The 2,111-nt window shown below is 59.9% G+C and carries 3 protein-coding genes and 1 pseudogene; 2 read left to right on the top strand and 2 right to left on the bottom strand.

Annotated elements, in window-relative coordinates; genetic code table 11:
- Positions 1-11 precede the first annotated feature (11 nt).
- The gene (locus LJ656_RS34795; protein WP_230513947.1) at positions 12-341 is read left to right on the top strand and encodes an antibiotic biosynthesis monooxygenase family protein; all 330 of its coding nucleotides are present in this window, start codon (positions 12-14) and stop codon (positions 339-341) included.
- Between the two features lie 239 nt (positions 342-580).
- Here LJ656_RS34795 and LJ656_RS34790 read toward each other — a convergent pair whose 3' ends face one another.
- Complete coding sequence (locus LJ656_RS34790; protein WP_230513946.1) at positions 581-1,150, bottom strand: peroxiredoxin; 570 nt, start codon at positions 1,148-1,150, stop codon at positions 581-583.
- Positions 1,151-1,414: 264 nt separating this feature from the next.
- Positions 1,415-1,825, bottom strand: a pseudogene (locus tag LJ656_RS34785) (IS66 family transposase); the annotation flags it as partial.
- Between LJ656_RS34785 and LJ656_RS34780 the strand changes: the two are divergent.
- A complete protein-coding gene (locus LJ656_RS34780) occupies positions 1,709-1,969 on the top strand; it encodes a hypothetical protein (protein ID WP_230513948.1) in 261 nt (86 codons plus the stop codon). The pseudogene LJ656_RS34785 and the gene LJ656_RS34780 sit on opposite strands and share 117 nt — an antisense overlap.
- Positions 1,970-2,111 lie beyond the last annotated feature (142 nt).

The following is a 2,111-nucleotide window of genomic DNA, read 5'->3' as shown; positions in this document are numbered from 1 at the left end:
GAACTGCTACCCTGGAAAGTCGCCCCTCTGCTGCCCGCCGCCTCACACATCGATCCTATTCGCTAGCAGCCGATCCTCTCGCGCGTCAACGTCATCCGCGACGGTACTGTTCGACTGCTTACGAAGAGGCCGCAAAACAGCCGGGATTTCTGGGCGTCGAGTCTGCGCGGGAGGACTTGGGAATTACGGTTTCCTATTGGGACAGCCTCGAATCCATCGCCGCATGGAAGCAGGATCCGATGCATCTCATGGCACAACAGGCCGGGCGGGAAAAATGGTACGAGTCGTACAAAACCCGTATTTGCCGCGTTGAACGAGACTACGAATTCTCGACACTCTGAGTTTCATGCGTCTTGCCAGTTGACTGCATGACGACGCTGATTGAGGCTTAGGAGCGTCCGCTTCTGCGATACCCGAACGGCACTTCAGGCTCGGTTGGGTGCGCTCGCCGGCGCCCCGCGATCGGCCATAACCGGTCGCTCGACTTCACGGCGCCGATCGCCCACAATCGTTCGTGCTAAAGCCGTAACCGCGGCTGACGTCGATCAGCGCAAGCCGCGGCTGGTTCGAGCCTGGACGCTCATTTACGGCATCTTCTCTCCAGCCATGCGAGCACTTCAACGGCATTCCGGTCAGGCGGAAATACTGGATAGAAAACGCGTTCAATCACGCCGTCGTTAACGACCATCGTCAAGCGCTTCAAGAGTGTCATGCCTGCACTTGTGAAGGTCGGTAGGGAAAGGGCATTCGTCAGCGAGAGTCGATCGTCTGACAGTAGCGGATACGGGAGCCGCAGACGCTCAGCAGCGCCTCTTTGATAGGGCGTATCTTGCGTTGAAAGTCCAAAAATATAGCTCGCGCCTGCTGCCTTGATTTCCGCCGCATGATCGCGGAAGGCACACGACTGAGGCGTACATCCCGGAGCACCTGGGATCATTAACCATCCATCGGGCGGGGGCTCATCCGGAAGCTTTTTTCGAGGATACGCGTAGATAACAGCGCGGCCTGCGAGACGGCTCAGATCTACTGTGTTTCCGTCAGTCGAGCTCAACGCAATGCCAGGCAAGCGCCGTCCCGTCAGATGCCTTGCTCTGCCGTCGTCCATAGGGGCCGGCATTGTTGACCAGTCGATGCTCATCGGATCTTTCATGTTAAAAAGCCCCGTCGTTGCCGGCGGGGCTTCGTACCGCACATTGCTACAAATTTTTAGCGCATGCACGTCCCCGGCGGCAGTCCCAAATGGGCATGCGCATGATGGCGACTCGCAATCGAGAAGGACGTGAGCACTTTCATAGTGTCGAGTGTGCCTTCAGTTACGGGACTCGTCAACGAAGGTCTTATGTGGCGCCCTCACTTCCGCTTCTCGCAGTTTTTGTGTAAGCGCGCGATCAATGCCGTCTTGACGATGCGGGGTAACCGTCGCGTCGAACCACCGCTTCATGTCGTCGAGCAGCGGCAAGGCCTGCACCTGGCGCACACGCCGGCGCTCGTCTGGCGGCTTGCCGCGGACCTGCTCTTCGATCTTGTAGAGCGCCCCGATGCGGCGCAACGCTTCTTCCGTCACGGCGTTGGGCCGCACCGCGTGCAGATCATGGATTTTTCGCCGCGCGTGCGCCATGTAGGCGGCTTCGACGATGCGCTCGCCGCGATACAACTCGGCGTAACCGGCGAACGCGTTCGCCTGTAGCACTCCGGTGAAGTTGGCCAGATGCTGCTGCGGATGCTCGCCGCGCCGGTCGGGCGTGTAGGCAAACCAGACCGCTGGCGCTTCCTGTTAGGCAGCAGGCCGGTCATCGCGAACGTAAACCCACAGACGCCCGGTCTGGCCGAGCTCGCGGACCACATCAATCGGCTTGCCGCGATCGCCGCCCGCGTCGACGCGATACTGAACAATAATTGGGAAGACCAGGGGCAGCGAAACGCGAAGACCTTGATGCAGATCCTCGGCGGCAACGTGATCCAGCCTTAAACGCCATCAGGCAGCAACCGGCCGAGGGCGTGTGGAAACGCAATTTTCGCGGCTGAGGGCGAGGTTGACGGTCGGCCCAAGCAAGTTAGATGCGTCGAGCTTGCGCTATTCGAGCATCGCGAGCGCAAGAAGCCCCTCAGGG

Origin of the sequence: Paraburkholderia sejongensis, from assembly GCF_020880815.1 — a bacterium.
Classification (GTDB): Bacteria; Pseudomonadota; Gammaproteobacteria; order Burkholderiales; family Burkholderiaceae; genus Paraburkholderia; species Paraburkholderia sejongensis.
Note: the sequence above shows the minus strand (reverse complement) of the source record. Positions and strands in the feature narration are given on the sequence as shown.

Bases quoted from the DNA above. Each gene is read 5' to 3' on its own strand.
- LJ656_RS34790 (WP_230513946.1), bottom strand. From the start codon at position 1,150: ATGAAAGATCCGATGAGCATCGACTGGTCAACAATGCCGGCCCCTATG.
- LJ656_RS34780 (WP_230513948.1), top strand. From the start codon at position 1,709: ATGCTGCTGCGGATGCTCGCCGCGCCGGTCGGGCGTGTAGGCAAACCA.